This is a genomic window from Streptomyces sp. GbtcB6, from assembly GCF_019091475.1.
GTDB classification, from domain to species: Bacteria; Actinomycetota; Actinomycetes; order Streptomycetales; family Streptomycetaceae; genus Streptomyces; species Streptomyces hyaluromycini.
The window spans coordinates 1-23,347 of record NZ_JAGXJL010000027.1; the positions used below are offsets into that span (position 1 = coordinate 1).

Consider the following 23,347-nt stretch of genomic DNA (forward strand, 5'->3'; position numbering starts at 1 on the left):
CGGGCGGGTGGTACCGAGGGTGGGCTGTCCACGGGTGAGCTGCTGCGGGTGCGGGCCGCGATGAAGCCGATCGCGACTGTGCCGCGTGCCCTGCAGACCGTCGATGTGACGACGGGTGAGGCCACCCAGGCGCATCATCAGCGCTCGGATGTCTCCGCGGTGCCGGCCGCCGGGATCGTCGCCGAGGCGATGGTGGCCCTGGTGCTGGCGGACGCGGTCGCGGAGAAGTTCGGCGGCGACTCGGTCCCCGAGACCCGCCGCAACGTCCGGTCGTACCTCGACCACCTGGCCATCCGGTGACCAGCGCACCGAGGGTGGTGCTGGTCGGGCCGATGGGCGTGGGCAAGTCCACGGTCGGGCAGCTGCTCGCGGAGCGGCTGGGGGTCGGCTACCGGGACACCGACGAGGACATCGTGGCCGCCGAGGGCCGCGCCATCGCGGACATCTTCTTGGCCGAGGGCGAGGCGGTGTTCCGGGCGGTCGAGAAGCGGGCGGTGCGGGCGGCGCTGGCCGAGCACGAGGGTGTCCTCGCGCTCGGCGGAGGCGCGATCCTGGACGCGGACACGCGTGGGCTGCTCGTGGGCCGGCGGGTGGTCTACCTCTCGATGGACGTCGAGGAGGCCGTCAAGCGCACCGGCCTGAACGCGGCCCGGCCGCTGCTCGCCATCAACCCGCGCAAGCAGTGGCGCGAGCTGATGGAAGCCAGGCGCCACCTGTACGAGGAGGTTGCCACGGTCGTCGTGGCGACCGACGGGCGTACGCCCGAAGAGGTCACCCAAGCAGCGCTGGACGCACTGGAGTTGAAGGAAGCATGAGCGAGGCAGTCACCCGGATCCAGGTCGGCGGCACGGCGGGCACCGAGCCGTACGAGGTCCTGGTGGGCCGTCAACTCCTCGGCGAACTGGGCGGATTGATCGGCGAGAAGGCCAAGCGGGTCGCCGTCGTGCACCCCGAGGCGCTCGCCGAGACCGGTGACGCGCTCCGCGCCGACCTGGCCGGGCAGGGCTACGAGGCCGTCGCCATCCAGGTGCCGAACGCGGAGGAGGCCAAGACCGCCGAGGTCGCCGCCTACTGCTGGAAGGCGCTGGGCCAGTCCGGGTTCACCCGCTCCGACGTCATCGTCGGCGTGGGCGGCGGCGCGACCACGGACCTGGCCGGTTTCGTGGCCGCGACCTGGCTGCGCGGAGTCCGCTGGATCGCCATCCCGACCACGGTGCTGGCGATGGTGGACGCGGCGGTCGGCGGCAAGACGGGCATCAACACGGCCGAGGGCAAGAACCTGGTGGGTGCCTTCCACCCGCCGGCCGGTGTCCTCTGCGACCTCGCCGCCCTGGACTCCCTCCCGGTCAACGACTACGTCTCCGGGCTCGCCGAGGTGATCAAGGCCGGTTTCATCGCCGACCCGGTGATCCTGGAGCTCATCGAGTCCGACCCTGAGGCCGCGCGCACCCCGGCGGGCCCGCACACGGCCGAGCTGATCGAGCGTTCCATCCGGGTCAAGGCGGAGGTCGTCTCCTCGGACCTGAAGGAGGCGGGTCTGCGGGAGATCCTGAACTACGGTCATACGCTCGGCCATGCCATCGAGAAGAACGAGCGCTACAAGTGGCGGCACGGCGCCGCGGTCGCCGTCGGCATGCACTTCGCCGCCGAGCTGGGCCGGCTGGCCGGCCGCCTGGACGACGCGACGGCAGACCGCCACCGTACGGTCCTGGAGTCCGTCGGCCTCCCGCTGCACTACCGCTACGACCAGTGGCCCAAGCTGGTCGAGACGATGAAGGTCGACAAGAAGTCCCGCGGCGACCTGCTCCGCTTCATCGTCCTGGACGGCCTCGCCAAGCCGACGGTCCTGGAGGGCCCCGACCCGGCCGTGCTGCTCGCCGCGTACGGCGAGGTCGGGCAGTAGGCCCGCCGCTTCCTTCCGCCCGATTCGCCTGGCGACGCGGGCACTTCGGACCGCCCCCGGCCGTTTCACCAAAGGACGACCGCGGGCGGTACCGTTCGGTAACGAGCGCAGCCGAACATGACGAGACGGAGTGGCACCGGATGCAGCACGCAGTGGGATCTCCGCTGCCTCCGCCCCATCAGCCGGGGCAGGGACCGACCGGCTGGCAGCCGGCCGCACAGCACCCGGGAGCGCCCCAGGGCTCCGTGCCCGTGCCGCCACCGCCGGCCGCGCCACCGCAGCCGTCGGCTCCTCCGATTCCCCCGCTTCCCTCGGCCCCGCCGCCGTCCGACAGCACGGGCCACGTCCCGCTGCCGCCGGGTGCTCCGGTGGGCATCCCGACCGCGCCCCCGGCCGCGACCACCGCGCCCGACCCGACCACCACCACTCTGGCCGTCCTCCTCATCGGCCCGGCCGGTGCGGGCAAGACCAGCGTGGCCAAGTACTGGGCCGACCACCGCCGAGTCCCCACCGCCCACATCAGCCTCGACGACGTCCGCGAGTGGGTCCGTTCGGGCTTCGCCGACCCCCAGTCCGGCTGGAACGACCACTCCGAGGCCCAGTACCGCCTCGCCCGCCGCACCTGCGGCTTCGCCGCGCGCAACTTCCTGGCCAACGGGATCTCGTGCATCCTCGACGACGCGGTCTTCCCGGACCGCCCGGTCGTCGGCCTCGGCGGCTGGAAGCGCCACGTCGGCCCCGGCCTGCTCCCCGTCGTCCTCCTCCCCGGCCTCGACATCGTCCTGGAGCGCAACGCGGAACGCACGGGCAACCGCCGCCTCACCGACGAGGAGGTGGCCCGCATCCACGGCCGCATGGCGGGCTGGTACGGCTCGGGCCTCCCCATCATCGACAACTCCCAACTGGACGTCCCGACCACGGCCCGAGTCCTGGACGACGTCCTGGCAAGAGCAATAGCAAGCCCCCCGAACTGGTAAAGACACGGGACTGCCACCCCCTCAGGCCCGCGGGACTGCACCGATATGCGGCTCCGCCGGGTGGCCGCGATCACCCACCGGCCCGCAGCCGTACGACGGCCTGTCTTTTCAGGGGCGCGGGGAACTGCGCGAAACACCCCCACCGGCCCGCAGCCGTACGACGGCCTGTCTTTTCAGGGCCGCGGGACTGTACCGATATGCGGCTCCGCCGGGTGGCCGCGATCACCCACCGGCCCGCAGCCGTACGACGGCCTGTCTTTTCAGGGCCGCGGGGAACTGCGCGAAACACCCCCACCGGCCCGCAGCCGTACGACGGCCTGTCTTTTCAGGGCCGCGGGGCTGTAGCGATATGCGGCTCCGCCGGGTGGCCGCGATCGTCCCCACCGGCCCGCAGCCGTACGACGGCCTGTCTTTTCAGGGGCGCGGGGAACTGCGCGAAACACCCCCACCGGCCCGCAGCCGAAGGACGACCGGTCTCTCCAGGGGCGCGGGGCTGCACCCGACAACGGCGTCCCGCCACCCCACTCGGCCCCCCTCAACCGGCACAAACCGCCCACCCCTCCTACGCTCGACTCATGTCAGACGTGTACGCGGCCCGCCGAACCAGGCTGAGGGAACGCTGCCACGCGGCCGGCAGCCAGTCCGCCGTCATCTCACACCCGGCCAACGTGAGATACCTCGCCGGCGCCGCACCCAACGGCTCCGTCCTGCTCCTCGGCAAACGCGAGGATCTCCTCGTCTGCCCCGGCCCGCTGGACGACCGCGCCACCGGGGCCCGCCCCGACGAGTCCCTGCGGCCGCACCTCCTGGAAGGCCCCGGCGGTGACCCCGCCGTGGCCGCCGCCGACCTCGCCGCCGCCCAGGACGCCGACGCCCTCGCGGTCGAGGAGCACCACCTCACCGTGGCCCGGCACCGCGCCCTCGCCTCCGTCGCCCCTCACCTCCGCCTGACGGACCTGGGCAGCGCCGTCGAGCAGCTCAGGGTCGTCAAGGACGAGGAGGAGATCTCCTGCCTCCGCATCGGCGCCGAGATCGCCGACCAGGCCCTCGGCGAGCTGCTGGAGTCGATCCTCGTCGGCCGTACCGAACGGCACCTCGCCCTGGAGCTGGAGCGGCGCCTGGTCGACCACGGCGCCGACGGCCCGGCCTTCCCCACCTCCGTGGCGACCGGCCCGAACTCAGGCCGCCGCGGCCACCGCCCCACCGACCGGCGGGTCGAGGAGGGCGACTTCCTCTCCGTCTGCCTCGGCGCGACCTACCGCGGCTACCGCTGCGAGATCGGCCGTACCTTCGTGATCGGCACCTCGCCCGCCGACTGGCAGATCGAGCTCTACGACCTCGTCTTCGCCGCCCAGCGGGCCGGCCGGGAGAGCCTCGTGCCCGGCGCCGCGTGCCGTGACGTCGACCGCGCCGCCCGCCAGGTTCTGGACTCCGCGGGCCACGCGGAGGACCTGCAGCCCCTCACCGGACACGGCGTCGGACTCGAAATCGACGAGGACCCGCAGCTCGCCCCTTCAGCCATGGGTAAACTGGACGCTTGCGTGCCGGTCACCGTCGAACCGGGGGTCCACCTCCCGGGCCGGGGCGGCGTCCGGATCGATGACACGCTCGTCGTGCGCCCCGAGGCGGACGGCGGACCCGAGCTACTCACCATCACGACCAAGGAGCTGCTCGCACTCTAGGCAAGGTGCGTGCCCCGGGGTCGTCCACGTCAGTCCAGGAGATTCCGCAACCGTGGCTTCCACGAACGACCTCAAGAACGGCCTGGTGCTCAAGCTCGAAGGCGGCCAGCTCTGGTCCGTCGTCGAGTTCCAGCACGTCAAGCCCGGCAAGGGCCCCGCTTTCGTGCGCACCAAGCTCAAGAACGTGCTGTCCGGCAAGGTGGTCGACAAGACCTTCAACGCCGGCGTCAAGGTCGAGACGGCCACTGTCGACAAGCGCGACATGCAGTTCTCGTACATGGACGGCGAGTACTTCGTCTTCATGGACATGGAGACGTACGACCAGCTGCACATCGACCCGAAGGCCGTCGGCGACGCCGCGAACTTCCTGATCGAGGGCTTCACGGCCGTCGTCGCCCAGCATGAGGGCGAGGTGCTCTTCGTCGAGCTCCCGGCCGCCGTCGAGCTGACCATCCAGGAGACCGAGCCGGGCGTCCAGGGCGACCGCTCCACCGGTGGCACCAAGCCGGCCACCCTGGAGACCGGTCACCAGATCCAGGTCCCGCTCTTCATCACCACCGGTGAGAAGATCAAGGTCGACACCCGCACGAGCGACTACCTCGGCCGGGTGAACAGCTAACCGTGGCTGCCCGCAACACGGCCCGCAAGCGTGCCTTCCAGATCCTCTTCGAGGGCGACCAGCGCGGGGCCGACGTCCTGACCGTCCTCGCGGACTGGATCCGGCTGTCCCGGGACGACACCCGGCAGCCGCCGGTGAGTGAGTACACCATGCAGCTGGTCGAGGGCTACGCCGAGCACGTCACGCGTATCGACGAGCTGATCGCCCAGTACGCGGTCGGCTGGACGCTGGACCGGATGCCGGTCGTCGACCGCAACATCCTGCGCCTGGGCGCGTACGAGCTGATCTGGGTCGACGAGACGCCGGACGCCGTCGTCCTCGACGAGATGGTGCAGCTCGCGAAGGAGTTCTCGACGGACGAGTCGCCCTCGTTCGTGAACGGGCTCCTGGGGCGTCTGAAGGAGCTGAAGCCGTCGCTGCGCCGCGAGGCGTGAGCCGACGAACGCCGGAGGGCCCGCAGCAGCTTGCTGCGGGCCCTCCGGCGTTCGTGTGCCCAATGGGGTGGGTGGTGCGGTTGTAGGGCGGCTGCGGGCCGTGTGTGGCCGTTCGCGCAGTTCCCCGCGCCCCCAGGTTGGCGCCGCCGCCGTTGCTCACTATGCGAGGGGCGATGACAGAAGACCGCCGGGGCGGCCCGGAACCGTCAAGTTCCAGCCACCCCGGCGGCACGTTTCTGCTCAGGCGCTGGGCGGCTCAGGCGTCTTCGTGGGTGGCTACCGCGCGGCGGGCGTCCGCGTCCAGGACGCCCCAGCTGATCAGCTGCTCGGTGAGGACCGAGGGGGACTGGTCGTAGATGACGGCCAGTGTGCGCAGGTCGTCCTGGCGGATGGACAGCACCTTGCCGTTGTAGTCACCGCGCTGGGACTGGATGGTCGCCGCGTAGCGCTGGAGCGGGCCCGCCTTCTCGGCCGGCACGGTGGCCAGCCGCTCCAGGTCGAGGACCAGCTTCGGCGGGGGCTCGGCGGCACCGCCCGGGGTCGTGCCCGGCAGCAGCTCCTGCACCGGAACCCCGTAGAAATCCGCCAACTCTGCAAGGCGCTGTACGGTCACGGCACGGTCGCCGCGCTCGTACGAACCGACCACCACGGCCTTCCAGCGCCCCTGGGACTTCTCCTCGACACCGTGGAGGGAAAGGCCCTGCTGGGTGCGGATGGCCCGGAGCTTGGCCCCGAGCTGTTTGGCGTATTCGCTGGACATATGGCTCCCCGGACACTGTGTCGACGCGGCCGGCCTTGGTCCTGCCGCGCGGCTGGTAACTCACTGTGAGGTTACGCAGCGTTACTCTGTTGCGTCAAGCCGAATGGTCCGCACCGACTCTTCCGTGGTAGCGATGACCGATTACGCCAGGGGGGTGATCAGGGGCCTCTTCGCCACCTGCTACCGTTGATGGCGCAAATCCGACGTCCTTTAAAGTCCGTCCCGTGAGGCGGAGAAGGGGGTCCGTTTCGTATGGACAACAAGCAGAACAAGCAGGAAAAGCCTGACACCGCGGTGCAGGCTTCCGATGCGCGGCCCGTTCTCGAGGGCCCGGACATCGCGCGGGTGCTGACCCGCATCGCCCACGAGATCGTCGAGCGCGCCAAGGGTGCCGACGACGTGGTGCTCCTCGGCATCCCGACCCGCGGCGTCTTCCTCGCCCAGCGGCTCGCCGCCAAGCTGGAGGAGATCACCGACCGCAAGATGCCCGTCGGTTCGCTCGACATCACCATGTACCGCGACGACCTGCGCATGCACCCGCCGCGTGCGCTGGCCCGCACCGAGATCCCCGGTGACGGCATCGACGGCAGGCTGGTGATCCTCGTCGACGACGTGCTCTTCTCCGGCCGCACCATCCGCGCCGCCCTCGACGCCCTGAACGACATCGGGCGCCCCCGTGCGGTCCAACTCGCGGTGCTGGTCGACCGCGGCCACCGCGAACTGCCCATCCGCGCCGACTACGTCGGCAAGAACCTCCCCACGTCGTTGCGGGAGACGGTCAAGGTCCTGCTCGCCGAGGAGGACGGTCGCGACACCGTGCTGCTCGGCGCGAAGCCGACCTCGTAGCAGGCCGAGGGGCTCGCACCGCTCCGGTGCGCCCATGCCTGCCCGCAATCTCCCGATATGTGAACTGCCTTACGGAGCCTGACAGATGCAGCGTCATCTCATCTCGGCCGCCGACCTCACCCGCGACGACGCCGTCCTGATCCTCGACACCGCCGAGGAGATGGCCCGGGTCGCCGACCGGCCGATCAAGAAGCTGCCGACCCTGCGCGGCCGCACCGTCGTCAACCTCTTCTTCGAGGACTCGACCCGGACCCGGATCTCCTTCGAGGCCGCCGAGAAGCGCCTCTCCGCCGATGTCATCAACTTCACCGCCAAGGGGTCCAGCGTCTCCAAGGGCGAGTCCCTGAAGGACACCGCCCAGACCCTGGAGGCGATGGGCGTCGACGCCGTCGTCATCCGGCACGGCGCCTCCGGAGCGCCCTACCGCCTCGCCAACTCCGGCTGGATCGACGCGGCCGTCATCAACGCCGGCGACGGCACCCACCAGCACCCCACCCAGGCCCTCCTGGACGCCTTCACCATGCGCCGCCGCCTGGTCGGCCGGGACGCCGGGATAGGGCAGGACCTGGCCGGCAAGCGCATCACCATCGTCGGCGACATCCTGCACAGCCGCGTCGCCCGCTCCAACGTCGACCTGCTGCACACCCTCGGCGCCGAGGTCACCCTGGTCGCCCCGCCCACCCTGGTGCCGGTCGGGGTCGAGCGGTGGCCCTGCGAGGTGTCGTACGACCTCGACGCCGTACTGCCCAAGTCCGACGCGGTGATGATGCTGCGCGTGCAGCGCGAGCGCATGAACGCGGCGTTCTTCCCGACCGAGCGCGAGTACTCGCGGCGCTACGGCCTCGACGGCGAGCGCATGGCCAAGATGCCCGAGCACGCCATCGTGATGCACCCCGGCCCGATGGTCCGCGGCATGGAGATCACCGCCGAGGTCGCCGACTCCGAGCGCTGCACCGTAGTCGAGCAGGTCGCAAACGGAGTCTCCATCCGGATGGCCGTTCTGTACCTCCTGCTCGGCGGCAACGAACCCGCCGTCAGCCACGCCCGCACCACCGAGGAGAAGTAACATCCATGAGCAAGATCCTGATCCGTGGTGCGAGGGTGCTCGGCGGTGAGCCGCAGGACGTACTGATCGACGGCGAGACCATCGAGGCGGTCGGCTCCGGTCTGTCCGCCGAAGGGGCTGAGGTCATCGAGGCCGGCGGCAAGGTGCTGCTGCCGGGCCTGGTCGACCTGCACACGCATCTGCGCGAGCCCGGCCGTGAGGACTCCGAGACCGTCCTCACCGGCACCCGCGCGGCCGCGAGCGGCGGCTACACGGCCGTCTTCGCCATGGCCAACACCTTCCCGGTCGCCGACACCGCCGGTGTCGTCGAGCAGGTCTACCGGCTCGGCCAGGAGCACGGCTACTGCGACGTCCAGCCCATCGGCGCGGTCACCGTCGGCCTGGAGGGCAGGAAGCTCGCCGAGCTCGGCGCCATGCACGAGTCGGCCGCCGGGGTCACCGTCTTCTCCGACGACGGCAAGTGCGTGGACGACGCCGTGATCATGCGCCGCGCGCTGGAGTACGTGAAGGCCTTCGGCGGGGTCGTCGCCCAGCACGCCCAGGAGCCCCGGCTGACCGAGGGCGCCCAGATGAACGAGGGCGTCGTCTCGGCGGAGCTGGGACTGGGCGGCTGGCCGGCGGTGGCCGAGGAATCGATCATCGCCCGGGACGTCCTGCTCGCCGAGCACGTCGGCTCCCGCGTCCACATCTGCCACCTCTCCACCGCCGGCTCCGTCGAGATCGTGCGCTGGGCCAAGTCCCGGGGCATCGACGTCACCGCCGAGGTCACCCCGCACCACCTGCTCCTCACCGACGAGCTGGTGCGGTCGTACAACCCGGTCTACAAGGTCAACCCGCCGCTGCGCACCGAGCGGGACGTGATGGCCCTGCGCGAGGCGCTGGCCGACGGCACGATCGACATCGTCGCCACCGACCACGCTCCGCACCCGCACGAGGACAAGGACTGCGAGTGGGCCGCGGCCGCCATGGGGATGGTGGGCCTGGAGACCGCGCTGTCGGTGGTCCAGGAGACCATGGTGGACACCGGCCTGCTGACCTGGGCCGGAGTCGCGGACCGGATGTCCGTCAAGCCCGCGCGGATCGGACAGGCCGCCGGTCACGGCCGTCCCGTCTCGGCAGGTGAGCCCGCCAACCTCGTCCTTGTCGACACGGAATACCGTGGCCGGGTGGACCCCGCGGGCTTCGCCTCGCGCAGCCGCAACACCCCGTACGAGGGACGCGAGCTGCCGGGCCGTGTCACCCACACGTGGCTGCGGGGCAAGGCGACGCTCGTGGACGGGAAGCTGACGTGACACCTCTGATCCTGCTGGCCGACGAGAAGAAGTCGGCCGCGGTCACCGACTGGTCCGCCCGCATCGGCTGGCTCGTCGGCCTCGCCCTGTTCGTCGCGCTCGTCTACTGGCTGATGCGCGAGGGCTGGAAGTGGCGCGGCACCCTCCAGAGCGACCTCCCCGAGCTCCCCACCGCGCCGGACGACCTCGGTGAAGCGAAACTGACGATGAGCGGCCGCTACCACGGCTCCACCACCGCCGGGCAGTGGCTGGACCGCATCGTGGCCCGCGGCCTCGGCTCCCGCAGCCGGGCCGAGCTCACCCTGACCGACGCGGGCCTGGACGTCGTACGCCCCGGCGCGACCGACTTCTTCATCCCCGCCGACGCGCTCCGGGAGGCCCTGCTCGGCAAGGGCATCGCGGGCAAGGTCCTCACCGAGGGCGGACTCCTCGTGGTGACCTGGGCGCACGGCGACAAGCTGATCGACTCCGGTTTCCGCTCCGACCACGCGGCCGAGCACACCGAGTGGGTCGACGCCATCAACTCCATGATCAAGACACCCAGCACGGAAGGCGCCGAACGATGACGACCTCCACCAGGGGAGCCGCCAGGGTTCCCGCCGTACTCGTCCTGGAGGACGGCCGGATCTTCCGCGGCCGCGCCTACGGGGCCGTGGGGGAGACCTTCGGCGAGGCCGTGTTCTCCACCGGTATGACCGGCTACCAGGAGACCCTGACCGACCCGTCGTACGACCGCCAGATCGTGGTCGCCACCGCCCCCCAGATCGGCAACACGGGGTGGAACGACGAGGACGACGAGTCCAGCCGCATCTGGGTCTCCGGCTACGTCGTGCGCGACCCCGCGCGCGTGCCCTCCAACTGGCGCGCCAAGCGTTCGCTGGACGCGGAACTGGTCGCGCAGGGCGTGGTCGGCATCTCCGGGATCGACACCCGCGCCCTCACCCGGCACCTGCGCGAACGCGGCTCGATGCGCGCCGGCGTCTTCTCCGGCGAGGCGATCACCACCGACGCCGAGCTCCTCGCGCGCGTGCAGGCCCAGCCGCACATGAAGGGCGCCTCGCTGTACGAGGAGGTCGCCACCAAGGAGGCGTACGTCGTCCCGGCGGTCGGGGAGAAGCGGTTCACCGTCGCCGCGATCGACCTCGGCATCAAGGGGATGACCCCGCAGCGCATGGCCGAGCGCGGCATCGAGGTGCACGTGCTGCCCGCGACCGCCACCGAGGACGACGTGTACGCCGTCTCCCCGGACGGCGTGTTCTTCTCCAACGGCCCCGGCGACCCGGCGACGGCCGACGGCCCGGTGGCCCTGATGACGTCCGTTCTGGCGCGGAAGACCCCGCTCTTCGGCATCTGCTTCGGCAACCAGATCCTCGGCCGCGCCCTCGGCTTCGGCACGTACAAGCTGAAGTACGGCCACCGGGGCATCAACCAGCCGGTGCAGGACCGTATGACCGGCAAGGTCGAGGTCACCGCGCACAACCACGGCTTCGCCGTGGACGCGCCGCTCGACAAGGTCAGCGAGACGAAGTTCGGCCGCGCCGAGGTCTCCCACGTCTGCCTGAACGACGACGTCGTGGAGGGGCTGCAGCTGCTCGACCAGCCCGCCTTCTCCGTCCAGTACCACCCCGAAGCGGCAGCCGGCCCGCACGACGCCGCCTACCTGTTCGACCGCTTCGTTTCCCTGATGGAGGGCCAGCGTGCCTAAGCGCACCGATATCCAGTCCGTCCTGGTCATCGGCTCCGGCCCGATCGTCATCGGCCAGGCCGCCGAGTTCGACTACTCCGGCACCCAGGCCTGCCGCGTGCTGCGCGCCGAGGGCCTCAGGGTCGTCCTGGTCAACTCCAACCCGGCGACGATCATGACCGACCCGGAGATCGCCGACGCCACGTACGTCGAGCCGATCACCCCGGAGTTCGTCGAGAAGATCATCGCCAAGGAGCGCCCCGACGCCCTGCTGCCCACCCTGGGCGGCCAGACGGCCCTGAACACCGCCATCTCGCTCGACAAGAACGGCGTCCTGGCCAAGTACGGCGTCGAGCTGATCGGCGCCAACGTCGAAGCCATCAACAAGGGCGAGGACCGCGACCTCTTCAAGGACGTCGTGGAGGAGGTCCGCCGCAAGATCGGGCACGGCGAGTCCGCGCGGTCGGTCATCTGCCACACCATGGACGAGGTCCTCGCGGGCGTCGAGGAGCTCGGCGGCGGCTACCCGGTCGTCGTCCGCCCCTCCTTCACCATGGGCGGCGCCGGCTCCGGCTTCGCCCACGACGAGGAGGAGCTGCGCCGCATCGCCGGCCAGGGCCTCACGCTCTCCCCGACCACCGAGGTGCTCCTGGAGGAGTCCATCCTCGGCTGGAAGGAGTACGAGCTGGAGCTGATGCGCGACAAGCACGACAACGTCGTGGTCGTCTGCTCCATCGAGAACTTCGACCCCATGGGCGTGCACACCGGCGACTCGATCACCGTCGCGCCCGCGATGACCCTCACCGACCGCGAGTACCAGATCCTGCGGGACATCGGCATCGCCGTGATCCGCGAGGTCGGCGTCGACACCGGCGGCTGCAACATCCAGTTCGCGGTCAACCCCGAGGACGGCCGGGTCATCGTCATCGAGATGAACCCGCGCGTGTCACGGTCCTCGGCGCTCGCCTCCAAGGCGACCGGCTTCCCGATCGCGAAGATCGCGGCGAAGCTGGCCGTCGGCTACACGCTGGACGAGATCCCCAACGACATCACGCAGGAGACCCCGGCCTCCTTCGAGCCCACGCTCGACTATGTCGTCGTCAAGGCCCCGCGCTTCGCGTTCGAGAAGTTCCCGCAGGCCGACTCCACGCTGACCACCACCATGAAGTCGGTCGGCGAGGCGATGGCCATCGGCCGCAACTTCCCCGAGGCCTTCCAGAAGGCGCTGCGCTCGCTGGAGAAGAAGGGCAGCCAGTTCACCTTCGTCGGCGAGCCCGGCGACAAGGAAGCGCTGCTGCGCGAGGCGGTACGGCCCACCGACGGCCGGATCAACACCGTCATGCAGGCCATCCGCGCGGGCGCCACGCCGGAGGAGGTCTTCGAGTACACGAAGATCGACCCGTGGTTCGTCGACCAGCTCTTCCTGATCAAGGAGATCGCCGACGAGCTTGCCGAGGCGCCGGAGCTGAGCGCCGAGCTGATCGCCGACGCCAAGCGGCACGGCTTCTCCGACCAGCAGATCGGCGAGATCCGCGGGCTGCGTGAGGACGTCGTCCGCGAGGTCCGGCACGCGCTGGGCGTGCGCCCGATCTACAAGACGGTCGACACCTGCGCCGCCGAGTTCGCCGCGAAGACGCCGTACTTCTACTCCTCCTACGACGAGGAGACCGAGGTCGCGCCGCGCGAGAAGCCGGCCGTCATCATCCTGGGCTCCGGTCCCAACCGCATCGGCCAGGGCATCGAGTTCGACTACTCGTGCGTGCACGCGTCCTTCGCGCTGAGCGACGCGGGCTACGAGACCGTGATGGTCAACTGCAACCCCGAGACCGTCTCCACCGACTACGACACCTCCGACCGCCTCTACTTCGAGCCGTTGACGCTGGAGGACGTGCTGGAGATCGTGCACGCCGAGCAGCAGGCCGGTCCGGTCGCCGGTGTGATAGTGCAGCTGGGCGGCCAGACCCCGCTGGGCCTGTCGCAGGCGCTGAAGGACAACGGCGTGCCGATCGTGGGCACCTCGCCCGAGGCGATCCACGCGGCCGAGGACCGGGGCGCCTTCGGGCGGGTCCTCGCCGAGGCGGGCCTGCCGGCCCCCAAGCACGGCACGGCGACCACCTTCGCCGAGGCCAAGGCCATCGCCGACGAGATCGGCTACCCGGTGCTGGTCCGGCCGTCGTACGTGCTCGGCGGCCGCGGCATGGAGATCGTCTACGACGAGACCCGCCTCGCCACCTACATCGCCGAGTCGACCGAGATCAGCCCCTCCCGGCCGGTGCTCGTCGACCGGTTCCTGGACGACGCGATCGAGATCGACGTCGACGCGCTGTACGACGGCGAGGAGCTTTACCTCGGCGGGGTCATGGAGCACATCGAGGAGGCCGGCATCCACTCCGGCGACTCTGCCTGCGCCCTGCCGCCGATCACGCTGGGCGGCTTCGACATCAAGCGGCTGCGGGCCTCGACCGAGGCCATCGCCAAGGGCGTCGGCGTCCGCGGCCTCATCAACATCCAGTTCGCGATGGCCGGCGACATCCTCTACGTGCTGGAGGCCAACCCGCGCGCGTCCCGAACGGTGCCCTTCACCTCGAAGGCGACCGCGGTGCCGCTGGCCAAGGCGGCCGCCCGGATCTCGCTGGGCGCGACCGTCGCCGAACTCCGTGCCGAGGGGCTGCTGCCCGCCCACGGCGACGGCGGCGAACTGCCCTTCGACGCGCCGATCTCCGTCAAGGAGGCGGTCATGCCGTGGTCGCGGTTCCGGGACATCCAGGGACGCGGTGTGGACACCGTCCTCGGCCCGGAGATGCGCTCCACGGGCGAGGTCATGGGCATCGACTCGGTCTTCGGCACGGCGTACGCCAAGTCGCAGGCCGGGGCGTACGGTCCGCTGCCCACCAAGGGCCGCGCGTTCATCTCCGTCGCCAACCGCGACAAGCGCTCCATGATCTTCCCGGCGCGCGAGCTGGTCGCCCACGGCTTCGAGCTGCTGGCCACCTCCGGCACGGCCGAGGTGCTCAAGCGCAACGGCATCAACGCGACCGTCGTGCGCAAGCAGTCGGAGGGGGTCGGCCCCAACGGCGAGAAGACGATCGTGCAGCTCGTCCACGACGGCGAGGTGGACCTCATCGTCAACACGCCGTACGGCACCGGGGGTCGCCTGGACGGGTACGAGATCCGGACGGCCGCGGTGGCGCGGTCGGTGCCGTGTCTGACGACCGTGCAGGCGCTGGCGGCGGCTGTGCAGGGCATCGATGCGCTGAACCATGGGGACGTGGGGGTGCGGTCGCTCCAGGAGCACGCGGAGAGGTTGACGGCCGCGAGGGACTGATAGGCCGTGGTTCGGCTGCGGGCCGGTTGTGGCTGGTCGCGCCCACGCGGCGGAGCCGCATATTGAGCACTGCCCCGCGCCCCTGACGGGGCGCGTTGCCCAGCTGTCTATGAAGGGGGGCACCGGTGACGGTGTCCCCCTCCGCATGAGGACTCCATGTACAAGATCTTCTTCAACCTCGTTTTCAAGCGGATGGACCCGGAACAGGCCCACCACCTGGCCTTCCGGTGGATCCGGCTCGCCGTTCGCATCCCCGTGCTGCGCACTTTCGTCGCCGCTGTCCTCGCTCCCCGCTACAAGGAGCTGCGCACCGAGGCCTTCGGGTTGCGGATGCACGGGCCGTTCGGGCTTGCCGCCGGGTTCGACAAGAACGCCGTCGCGATCGACGGGATGTCGATGCTCGGGTTCGACCATGTCGAGATCGGGACTGTGACGGGTGAGGCGCAGCCCGGCAATCCCAGGAAGCGGCTGTTCCGGCTCGTCGCGGACCGGGCGCTCATCAACCGCATGGGCTTCAACAACGACGGTTCGCTCGCCGTCGCCGCGCGGCTGGCGACCCGTGAGGCCGTCTTCAGGACCGTCGTGGGCGTGAACATCGGCAAGACCAAGGTCGTACCGGAGGCCGAGGCCGTCGGCGACTACGTGAAGTCGGCCGAGCGGCTCGCGCCGTACGCGGACTACCTGGTCGTGAACGTGTCGTCGCCGAACACGCCGGGCCTGCGCAGCCTCCAGGCGGTCGATCAGCTGCGGCCGCTCCTGACGGCCGTGCGCGAGGCCGCCGACCGCGTGGCGGCCAACCGGCGGGTGCCGCTGCTGGTGAAGATCGCGCCGGACCTCGCCGACGAGGACGTCGACGCCGTCGCCGACCTGGCCGTGGAGCTGGGTCTGGACGGGATCATCGCGACCAACACCACCATCGCGCGGGACGAGTTGGGGCTGCGCTCCGATCCCGGCCTGGTGAAGGAGACCGGTGGGCTCTCCGGGGCGCCGCTCAAGGCGCGCTCCCTGGAGGTGCTGCGGCGGCTGTACGCGCGCGTGGGCGACCGGATCACCCTGGTGGGCGTCGGCGGCGTCGAGAACGCCGAGGACGCCTGGCAGCGCATCCTGGCCGGTGCCACGCTGGTCCAGGGCTACAGCGCCTTCATCTACGAGGGGCCGTTCTACGCTCGCGACCTCCACAAGGGCCTCGCGGCGCGCCTGCGCACCAGCCCGTACGCCACCCTCGCCGACGCGGTCGGCGCCGATGTGAGGAAGACCGTATGAGCCCGTTGGAGCCCTTCGGCGCGCGGCTGCGCAGTGTGATGGACGAGCGCGGTCCGCTGTGCGTCGGTATCGATCCGCACGCCTCGCTGCTCGCCGAGTGGGGTCTGAACGACGACGTCGCGGGCCTGGAGCGGTTCAGCCGTACCGTCGTGGCGGCGGTGGCCGACCGGGTCGCGGTCATGAAGCCGCAGAGCGCGTTCTTCGAGCGGTTCGGCTCACGGGGGATCGCCGTGCTCGAGCGGGTGGTGCAGGAGGCGCGGGCGGCCGGGACCCTGGTCGTGATGGACGCCAAGCGCGGCGACATCGGCTCGACCATGGCCGGGTACGCGGAGGCCTATCTGCACAAGGACGCCCCGCTGTTCTCGGACGCGCTGACCGTCTCGCCGTACCTCGGCTACGGCTCGCTCAGCCCGGCCGTCGCGCTGGCCCGGGAGAGCGGGGCCGGCCTGTTCGTGCTGGCGCTCACCTCCAACCCGGAGGGCCCCGAGGTGCAGCACGCGGTGCGCGCCGACGGCCGTACGGTCGGCGCCACCATGCTGGCCCACCTGGCCGCCGAGAACGCGGGGGAGAAGCCGCTGGGGTCCTTCGGCGCCGTCGTCGGTGCCACGGTCGGCGACCTGTCGTCGTACGACCTCGACATCAACGGCCCGCTCCTCGCGCCGGGCGTCGGTGCGCAGGGCGCGACGGCCGCCGACCTTCCCACGGTCTTCGGGGCCGCGGTGCGCAACGTGGTTCCAAACGTGAGCCGAGGTGTTTTGCGTCACGGTCCCGATGTCGGGGCTCTGCGGGCGGCCGCGGAGCGGTTCGCGGGTGAGATCCGGGACGTCGTCGCAGGTCGGTGAGGACTCCGAGGAGTGCCGCGGCGGGCTCTTCGGCGACTGCCCGAACGTGAATACATCCTCAAATCCGGGGCAGTATGTCTGAAATGTCTGGCCTGGCGGAGGCTGACCAGGACTTTTCCGCTGTTCTCGCTGACTCCGGCGGACTTGCCCGCTAGTCTCCGAGCAGAGTCAACGGGCAAGCGTGTTGCTCGTAGCTCCCCAGGTGTGGGGCGACTAGGTTCCTCACCGGTCCGTATCCGACAGTTCGACATCCGAGGTGACGTAGGCGTGGCTCTTCCGCCCCTTACCCCTGAACAGCGCGCAGCCGCGCTCGAAAAGGCCGCCGCGGCTCGCCGGGAGCGGGCCGAGGTCAAGAATCGACTCAAGCACTCCGGCGCCTCTCTTCACGAGGTCATCAAGCAGGGCCAGGAAAACGACGTCATCGGCAAGATGAAGGTCTCCGCCCTGCTCGAGTCCCTGCCGGGCGTGGGCAAGGTCCGCGCCAAGCAGATCATGGAGCGACTCGGGATCTCCGAGAGCCGCCGGGTGCGTGGCCTCGGGTCCAACCAGATCGCCTCCCTGGAGCGCGAGTTCGGCAGCACCGGCTCCTGATCGCCGGGCCGTCCGGGGCAGCCGTCCCGGGCGGCCCGCGATTGCTGGAATAATCGCTGCATGGCTGCAACATTCCGGGGGACGACCCCCGAGCCCCCGGACGTACGTCCGCGGCTGACCGTGCTCTCCGGCCCCTCCGGGGTCGGAAAGAGCACGGTCGTCGCCCATATGCGCAAGGAACACCCCGAGGTCTGGCTCTCGGTGTCGGCGACCACCCGCAGGCCTCGCCCGGGCGAGAAGCACGGAGTCCACTACTTCTTCGTCTCCGACGAGGAGATGGACAAGCTGATCGCCAACGGCGAGCTCCTGGAGTGGGCCGAATTCGCCGGCAACCGCTACGGCACCCCGCGCGCCGCGGTGCTGGAGCACCTCGAAGCCGGTGTACCGGTCCTCCTGGAGATCGACCTCCAGGGCGCCCGGCAGGTCCGCGAGACCATGCCGGACGGCCGGCTGGTGTTCCTGGCCCCGCCCTCCTGGGAGGAGCTGGTGCGCAGGCTCACCGGACGCGGCACCGAGGCGCCCGAGGTGATCGAGCGCCGGCTGGACGCGGCCAAGATCGAACTCGCGGCCGAGCCGGAGTTCGACGAAACCCTGGTCAACACCTCCGTCGAGGACGTGGCGCGCGAGCTGCTAGCCTTGATGGACGTTGTGTGATCGTTGCTGATCATTCAGACTGAATCTTTCCCATCCATCGGAAGGCAGAGCGTGTCCTCTTCCATCACCGCGCCCGAGGGCATCATCAACCCTCCGATCGACGAGCTCCTCGAGGCCACCGACTCGAAGTACAGCCTCGTGATCTACGCGGCCAAGCGTGCCCGCCAGATCAACGCGTACTACTCGCAGCTCGGCGAGGGCCTCCTCGAGTACGTCGGTCCGCTCGTCGACACCCACGTCCACGAGAAGCCGCTCTCCATCGCCCTGCGCGAGATCAACGCGGGTCTGCTGACCTCCGAGGCCATTGAGGGCCCGGCGCAGTAGTACTTTCATATTGCAGTTGACTTATCCACAGGCCCGGCAACCGACTGCCGGGCCTGTGGTGTGTGATGGCGTCATGGATTCGACGAGTGGAGGCCCGGTGGACAAGCCGAAGGTCGTGCTGGGGGTCAGCGGCGGCATCGCCGCCTACAAGGCCTGTGAGCTGCTGAGAAGGTTCACCGAGTCGGGCCACGACGTGCGGGTCGTGCCCACCGCCTCCGCGCTGCACTTCGTCGGCGCCGCCACCTGGTCCGCCCTCTCCGGCAACCCCGTCTCCACCGAGGTCTGGGACCGCGTCGAAGAGGTCCCGCACGTCCGCATCGGCCAGCACGCCGACCTGGTCGTCGTCGCCCCCGCCACCGCCGACATGCTCGCCAAGGCCGCTCACGGCCTCGCCGACGACCTGCTCACCAACACCCTCCTCACGGCCCGCTGCCCGGTGGTCTTCGCCCCCGCGATGCACACCGAGATGTGGGAGCACCCGGCCACCCAGGAGAACGTGGCCACGCTGCGCCGCCGCGGCGCCGTCGTCATCGAACCGGCGGTCGGCCGCCTCACCGGCGTCGACACCGGCAAGGGCCGGCTGCCCGACCCGGCGGAGATCTTCGAGGTCTGCCGTCGCGTCCTCGCGCGAGGGGTGCGGGAGCCCGACCTGGCCGGCCGGCACGTCGTCGTCTCCGCCGGCGGCACCCGCGAGCCTCTCGACCCCGTCCGCTTCCTCGGCAACCGCTCCTCCGGCAAGCAGGGCTACGCCCTCGCCCGCACGGCCGCCGCCCGGGGCGCCCGGGTGACGCTGGTCGCCGCGAACACCACAGGCCTGCCGGACCCGGCCGGCGTGGACGTCGTCCCGGTCGGTACGGCCGTACAGCTGCGCGAGGCGGTGCTGAAGGCGGCCGCCGACGCCGACGCCGTGGTGATGGCCGCCGCCGTCGCCGACTTCCGTCCCGCGGTCTACGCGGCCGGGAAGATCAAGAAGAAGGACGGCCAGGACCCCGAACCGATCGTCCTCGTGCGAAATCCGGACATCCTCGCGGAGATCTCGGCCGACCGGGCGCGGTCCGGACAGGTGATCGTCGGCTTCGCCGCCGAGACCGACGACGTCCTCGCCAACGGCCGGACCAAACTGGCACGCAAGGGCTGCGACCTGCTCGTGGTGAACGAGGTGGGCGAGCGCAAGACCTTCGGCTCCGAGGAGAACGAGGCCGTGGTGCTGGGCGCCGACGGCAGTGAGACGCCTGTGCCGCACGGGCCGAAGGAGGCTCTCGCCGACACCGTGTGGGATCTGGTGGCGGTCCGTTTGGGTTAACTTATTTCAGCCATATGTCAACTTTCTCGGGTGTGACATTACGGTGCGGTGACTCTGGTCAAGGCCGCCGACCATTGGGCAGAATGCCCGTGCCGCAGGTCACAGCACTCCCGAGTGTCGAGACAGATGGGCCGGCGGCCGAGTGCGACCGATAAACTGTTCTCGGACGACGCCCGGGTGCAGCCCCCGCGTTGTCCGCCAATGATCAGCCAGCAGCCGCTGCAACCCCAGGGAGCGTTGTGTCCCGTCGCCTGTTCACCTCGGAGTCCGTGACCGAGGGTCACCCCGACAAGATCGCTGACCAGATCAGCGACACCATTCTCGACGCGCTTCTGCGTGAGGACCCGACCTCCCGGGTCGCCGTCGAGACGCTGATCACCACCGGCCTCGTGCACGTGGCCGGCGAGGTCACGACCAAGACGTACGCGGACATCGCGACGCTGGTCCGCAACAAGATCCTCGAGATCGGCTACGACTCCTCGAAGAAGGGCTTCGACGGAGCATCCTGTGGCGTCTCGGTCTCGATCGGCGCGCAGTCCCCGGACATCGCCCAGGGCGTGGACACGGCGTACGAGAACCGGGTCGAGGGCGACGAGGACGAGCTGGACAAGCAGGGCGCCGGTGACCAGGGCCTGATGTTCGGCTACGCGACGGACGAGACGCCGACGCTGATGCCGCTCCCGATCTTCCTGGCGCACCGCCTCTCCAAGCGCCTCTCCGAGGTCCGCAAGAACGGCACCATCCCGTACCTGCGCCCGGACGGCAAGACGCAGGTCACCATCGAGTACGACGGCGACAAGGCCGTCCGCCTCGACACGGTCGTCGTCTCCAGCCAGCACGCCTCGGACATCGACCTGGAGTCGCTGCTCGCGCCCGACATCCGCGAGTTCGTCGTGGAGCCGGAGCTGAAGGCCCTGCTGGACGAGGGCATCAAGCTCGACACCGAGGGCTACCGCCTGCTGGTCAACCCGACCGGCCGCTTCGAGATCGGCGGCCCGATGGGCGACGCCGGCCTGACCGGCCGCAAGATCATCATCGACACCTACGGCGGCATGGCCCGTCACGGTGGCGGTGCCTTCTCCGGCAAGGACCCGTCCAAGGTCGACCGCTCGGCCGCGTACGCCATGCGCTGGGTCGCCAAGAACGTGGTCGCCGCAGGTCTGGCGTCGCGCTGCGAGGTCCAGGTCGCGTACGCGATCGGCAAGGCCGAGCCCGTCGGTCTCTTCGTCGAGACCTTCGGCACCGCCAAGGTCGACACCGAGAAGATCGAGAAGGCGATCGACGAGGTCTTCGACCTGCGCCCGGCCGCCATCATCCGCGACCTCGACCTGCTCCGCCCGATCTACTCCCAGACCGCCGCGTACGGCCACTTCGGCCGCGAGCTCCCCGACTTCACCTGGGAGCGCACGGACCGCGTGGACGCCCTGCGCAAGGCCGCGGGTCTGTAACCCCGGAGCCGCCTCGGCGAAGGCCCGGTTTCCCTTCGGGGGAGCCGGGCCTTCGCCGTGTCCCGGGGCCGCGGGAAGCGGCCGGGCGCCGAGAGTGATCTCCGGCGGCTCCGGTTGTCAGTGGCGTTTGGTAAGAATGCAAGGGTGAGCAGCGAGAACGGGCAGGGGGGCGAGGGCGCCGGAGGGGCGCCGCCGGAGCAGCTCGCGCTCATTCGGGAGAGCGTGCGGGGGGCCAAGGTGCCCCGGGCCAAGCCGCGGACCTGGCGGGGGGCCGCGCTGGCCGAGCGGTTGCCGGTCGCGCGGGTGCTCGTGGACAAGGGCGTGCTCCATCTCGACCGGTACTTCGACTACGCCGTCCCCGCCGAGCTGGACGCCGACGCGCAGCCGGGGGTGCGGGTGCGGGTGCGGTTCGGGGCCGGACGGCACCGGGTGCGGGACGGGCGCCGGGAGGGCGGGGGGCTCATCGACGGGTTCCTGGTGGAGCGGCTCGCCGAGTCCGACTACTCGGGGCCGCTGGCCGCCCTGGCCCAGGTGGTGTCGCCCGAGCCGGTGCTGAGTGCGGAGCTGCTGCGGCTCGCACGGGCGGTCGCCGACCGGTACGCGGGGAGCCTCGCGGATGTGCTGCAGCTGGCCGTGCCGCCGCGCAGCGTACGGGCCGAGCAGCGGCCGTCCCCCGAGCCGCTGCCGCCCCCGCCGGTGCCCGGCGCCGGATCCTGGACGCGGTACGAGCACGGGTCCGCTTTCGTCGAGTCGCTGGCCTCCGGCGGCGCGCCGCGTGCGGTGTGGAACGCCCTGCCGGGGCCCGGGTGGAGCGAGGAGATCGCCCGGGCCGTCGGCGCCGTACTCGCCTCGGGACGCGGCGCGCTCGTCGTCGTACCGGACGGACGGGCCGCCGCGCGGGTCGATGCCGCGCTGACCGATGTGCTGGGCGAAGGGCGGCATGCGCTGCTCACGGCCGACGCCGGGCCCGAGAAGCGGTACGCGCAGTGGCTCGCCGTCAGCCGCGGCTCGGTGCGGGCGGTGGTGGGGACGCGGGCGGCCATGTTCGCGCCGGTCCGGGATCTCGGGCTCGTCGCGATCTGGGACGACGGGGACGACAGCCACAGCGAACAGCACGCCCCGCAGCCGCATGCGCGGGATGTGCTGCTGTTGCGTGCGGCGCTGGACAAGTGCGGGTTTCTGCTGGGCAGTTGGAGCTGCACGGTGGAGGCCGCACAGCTCGTGGAGAACGGCTGGGCGCGGCCCCTGGTGGCGGGACGGGAGCAGGTACGGCGGGCGGCGCCACTGGTACGGACGGTCGGTGACGGGGACCTCGCCCGGGACGAGGCCGCCCGGGCCGCGCGGCTGCCGACGCTCGCCTGGCAGGCCGTCCGGGACGGACTGCGGCACGGGCCGGTGCTGGTGCAGGTGCCCCGGCGGGGGTATGTGCCGCGGATGGCCTGCGCCCAGTGCCGGGAACCGGCTCGCTGCCGGCACTGCGCCGGCCCGTTGGAGGCGCGCGACGCCGGGGCGCTGGCATGCGGGTGGTGCGGGCGTGGGGAGGGCGACTGGCACTGCCCCGAGTGCGGCGGCTTCCGCCTGCGGGCCCAGGTGGTCGGGGCCCGGCGGACCGCCGAGGAACTGGGGAGGGCCTTTCCCGCCGTACCCGTACGGACCTCGGGGCGCGAGCAGGTGCTGGACACCGTGCCGGGGACACCCGCACTGGTCGTGAGCACCCCGGGCGCCGAGCCGGTCGCCGAGGGCGGCTACGCGGCGGCCCTGCTGCTGGACGGCTGGGCCATGCTGGGGCGGCCGGATCTGCGGGCCGGTGAGGACGCGCTGCGCCGGTGGATCGCGGCCGGGGCGCTGGTGCGGCCGCAGGGGGACGGCGGGACCGTGGTCGTCGTCGCGGAGCCGACGCTGCGGCCCGTGCAGGCGCTGGTGCGGTGGGATCCCGTCGGGCACGCGGTACGGGAGCTGGCCGAGCGGGCGGAGCTGGGGTTTCCGCCGGTGTCGCGGATGGCGGCGGTCTCGGGGACGGCGGAGGCGCTCGCCGAGTTCCTCGGTACGGTCGAACTTCCGCCGGACGCCGAGGTGTTGGGGCCGGTGCCGGTGCCCGTGGTGCGGGCCGGGGCGCCTCGGAGGGCGGGAGCGCCGCCGCCGGGGGAGCACTGGGAGCGGGCGCTGGTACGGGTGCCGCCGGGGAGTGGGGCGGCGCTCGCCTCCGCGCTGAAGTCGGCTCAGGCGGCGCGGATGGCGCGGGGGAGTGGGAGCGGGAGCGGGGCTGGGGGTGGGGAGGCGGTTCGGGTGCGGATCGATCCGCCGGACATCGGGTGACCGGCAGACGGCTGCCCT

22 protein-coding genes are annotated in these 23,347 nt (G+C 71.0%); 21 read left to right on the forward strand and 1 reads right to left on the reverse strand.

Annotated features, from left to right (window positions below):
- The 7 genes from KVT45_RS35320 to nusB all read left to right on the forward strand — a co-directional run.
- Window positions 1-300 (forward strand): chorismate synthase (locus tag KVT45_RS35320; protein ID WP_217553250.1); only part of this gene is annotated, 300 nt, incomplete at its 5' end.
- Between the two features lie 32 nt (window positions 301-332).
- Window positions 333-815, forward strand: a complete 483-nt coding sequence (locus KVT45_RS35325) for a shikimate kinase (protein ID WP_217553357.1) — start codon at window positions 333-335, stop codon at window positions 813-815.
- Window positions 812-1,903: a 3-dehydroquinate synthase gene (gene aroB / locus KVT45_RS35330; RefSeq protein WP_217553251.1), complete on the forward strand. Its 1,092-nt coding sequence runs from the start codon at window positions 812-814 to the stop codon at window positions 1,901-1,903. Before KVT45_RS35325 ends, aroB begins: the two co-directional genes overlap by 4 nt.
- 140 nt (window positions 1,904-2,043) lie before the next feature.
- Window positions 2,044-2,880 carry a Pro-rich N-terminal domain-containing protein gene (locus tag KVT45_RS35335; protein ID WP_254647816.1) on the forward strand — a complete coding sequence of 279 codons (837 nt, stop codon included), beginning with the start codon at window positions 2,044-2,046 and terminating at the stop codon, window positions 2,878-2,880.
- Window positions 2,881-3,455: 575 nt separating this feature from the next.
- Window positions 3,456-4,562, forward strand: a complete 1,107-nt coding sequence (locus KVT45_RS35340; protein WP_217553252.1) for an aminopeptidase P family protein — start codon at window positions 3,456-3,458, stop codon at window positions 4,560-4,562.
- A gap of 52 nt (window positions 4,563-4,614) precedes the next feature.
- Window positions 4,615-5,181, forward strand: coding sequence for an elongation factor P (gene efp, locus KVT45_RS35345; RefSeq protein ID WP_217553253.1), 567 nt, complete (start codon window positions 4,615-4,617; stop codon window positions 5,179-5,181).
- A gap of 2 nt (window positions 5,182-5,183) precedes the next feature.
- A complete protein-coding gene (nusB, locus tag KVT45_RS35350) occupies window positions 5,184-5,615 on the forward strand; it encodes a transcription antitermination factor NusB (RefSeq protein WP_089103252.1) in 432 nt (143 codons plus the stop codon).
- A 256-nt stretch (window positions 5,616-5,871) separates the two neighbouring features.
- Here the strand turns inward: nusB and bldD are convergent, their stop codons facing one another.
- The gene (gene bldD, locus KVT45_RS35355; RefSeq protein WP_020938842.1) at window positions 5,872-6,375 is read right to left on the reverse strand and encodes a transcriptional regulator BldD; all 504 of its coding nucleotides are present in this window, start codon (window positions 6,373-6,375) and stop codon (window positions 5,872-5,874) included.
- A 252-nt stretch (window positions 6,376-6,627) separates the two neighbouring features.
- Between bldD and pyrR the strand changes: the two genes are divergently transcribed.
- The 14 genes from pyrR (at window position 6,628) to KVT45_RS35425 (ending at window position 23,329) form a co-directional block, all read left to right on the forward strand.
- A complete protein-coding gene (gene pyrR / locus KVT45_RS35360) occupies window positions 6,628-7,221 on the forward strand; it encodes a bifunctional pyr operon transcriptional regulator/uracil phosphoribosyltransferase PyrR (protein WP_089103253.1) in 594 nt (197 codons plus the stop codon).
- A gap of 85 nt (window positions 7,222-7,306) precedes the next feature.
- Window positions 7,307-8,287 (forward strand): aspartate carbamoyltransferase catalytic subunit, encoded by a 981-nt coding sequence (locus KVT45_RS35365; RefSeq protein ID WP_217553254.1) that lies wholly within the window; start codon window positions 7,307-7,309, stop codon window positions 8,285-8,287.
- 5 nt (window positions 8,288-8,292) lie between these two features.
- Window positions 8,293-9,579: a dihydroorotase gene (locus tag KVT45_RS35370; RefSeq protein ID WP_217553255.1), complete on the forward strand. Its 1,287-nt coding sequence runs from the start codon at window positions 8,293-8,295 to the stop codon at window positions 9,577-9,579.
- Complete coding sequence (locus KVT45_RS35375; RefSeq protein WP_217553256.1) at window positions 9,576-10,145, forward strand: hypothetical protein; 570 nt, start codon at window positions 9,576-9,578, stop codon at window positions 10,143-10,145. Before KVT45_RS35370 ends, KVT45_RS35375 begins: the two co-directional genes overlap by 4 nt.
- Complete coding sequence (gene carA / locus KVT45_RS35380) at window positions 10,142-11,284, forward strand: glutamine-hydrolyzing carbamoyl-phosphate synthase small subunit (RefSeq protein ID WP_217553257.1); 1,143 nt, start codon at window positions 10,142-10,144, stop codon at window positions 11,282-11,284. The genes KVT45_RS35375 and carA overlap by 4 nt, the downstream gene beginning before the upstream one ends.
- The gene (carB, locus tag KVT45_RS35385) at window positions 11,277-14,588 is read left to right on the forward strand and encodes a carbamoyl-phosphate synthase large subunit (RefSeq protein ID WP_217553258.1); all 3,312 of its coding nucleotides are present in this window, start codon (window positions 11,277-11,279) and stop codon (window positions 14,586-14,588) included. Before carA ends, carB begins: the two co-directional genes overlap by 8 nt.
- Window positions 14,589-14,744: 156 nt before the next feature.
- Window positions 14,745-15,851 (forward strand): quinone-dependent dihydroorotate dehydrogenase, encoded by a 1,107-nt coding sequence (locus KVT45_RS35390; protein WP_217553259.1) that lies wholly within the window; start codon window positions 14,745-14,747, stop codon window positions 15,849-15,851.
- A complete protein-coding gene (gene pyrF / locus KVT45_RS35395; RefSeq protein ID WP_217553260.1) occupies window positions 15,848-16,693 on the forward strand; it encodes an orotidine-5'-phosphate decarboxylase in 846 nt (281 codons plus the stop codon). The genes KVT45_RS35390 and pyrF overlap by 4 nt, the downstream gene beginning before the upstream one ends.
- A 267-nt stretch (window positions 16,694-16,960) precedes the next feature.
- Window positions 16,961-17,284: an integration host factor gene (locus KVT45_RS35400; RefSeq protein WP_003977346.1), complete on the forward strand. Its 324-nt coding sequence runs from the start codon at window positions 16,961-16,963 to the stop codon at window positions 17,282-17,284.
- Window positions 17,285-17,344: 60 nt separating this feature from the next.
- Window positions 17,345-17,938, forward strand: coding sequence for a guanylate kinase (gene gmk / locus KVT45_RS35405; RefSeq protein ID WP_217553261.1), 594 nt, complete (start codon window positions 17,345-17,347; stop codon window positions 17,936-17,938).
- A gap of 51 nt (window positions 17,939-17,989) precedes the next feature.
- Window positions 17,990-18,262: a DNA-directed RNA polymerase subunit omega gene (gene rpoZ / locus KVT45_RS35410; RefSeq protein ID WP_005319902.1), complete on the forward strand. Its 273-nt coding sequence runs from the start codon at window positions 17,990-17,992 to the stop codon at window positions 18,260-18,262.
- A 97-nt stretch (window positions 18,263-18,359) separates the two neighbouring features.
- Window positions 18,360-19,565: a bifunctional phosphopantothenoylcysteine decarboxylase/phosphopantothenate--cysteine ligase CoaBC gene (gene coaBC, locus KVT45_RS35415; protein ID WP_217553262.1), complete on the forward strand. Its 1,206-nt coding sequence runs from the start codon at window positions 18,360-18,362 to the stop codon at window positions 19,563-19,565.
- A 239-nt stretch (window positions 19,566-19,804) separates the two neighbouring features.
- Complete coding sequence (gene metK, locus KVT45_RS35420) at window positions 19,805-21,013, forward strand: methionine adenosyltransferase (RefSeq protein ID WP_217553263.1); 1,209 nt, start codon at window positions 19,805-19,807, stop codon at window positions 21,011-21,013.
- Window positions 21,014-21,157: 144 nt separating this feature from the next.
- The gene (locus KVT45_RS35425) at window positions 21,158-23,329 is read left to right on the forward strand and encodes a primosomal protein N' (RefSeq protein ID WP_217553264.1); all 2,172 of its coding nucleotides are present in this window, start codon (window positions 21,158-21,160) and stop codon (window positions 23,327-23,329) included.
- Window positions 23,330-23,347: the final 18 nt, after the last annotated feature.